This is a genomic window from Salinimicrobium oceani (genome assembly GCF_012037645.1).
Genome location: NZ_JAAVJR010001065.1, coordinates 1 through 366, shown reverse-complemented (window position 1 = coordinate 366; position 366 = coordinate 1). Strand labels below are relative to the sequence as shown.

The following is a 366-nucleotide window of genomic DNA, read 5'->3' as shown; positions in this document are numbered from 1 at the left end:
CACTCGCGCCCATCCGGTTGTTTGCCCCAGGTATTCATGTCCCCGGAGGCGTTAATGATCCCTCCCGAAACCCCTTTTGAAAGAAGTACGTCTTTCGCCATATCTGCCGCGTAGCCTTTACCAATGGCTCCAAAACCAATTTTCATCCCTGAATTTTTCAAAAAAACAGTGGAATTCTTCTCGTCCAGAAGAATGTTCTTAAATCCCACTTTTGACACCGAAGCTTTTATCTCTTCTTCGGAAGGCATTTCTTTCATGCTGCCGTCAAACTTCCAGATCCTGTCCATTGAAGCATAGGAAATATCAAAAGCTCCATCCGTGATCTCTGAAATTTTAATGGCCCTTTTGAGGAGGCTGAAGAGTTCC

Annotated in this window: 1 protein-coding gene; it reads right to left on the bottom strand. The window is 45.1% G+C overall.

Annotated features, from left to right (window positions below; genetic code table 11):
* Nucleotides 1-366: FAD:protein FMN transferase (locus HC175_RS20795; RefSeq protein WP_209310159.1), on the bottom strand; the 366-nt coding region annotated here is incomplete at both ends.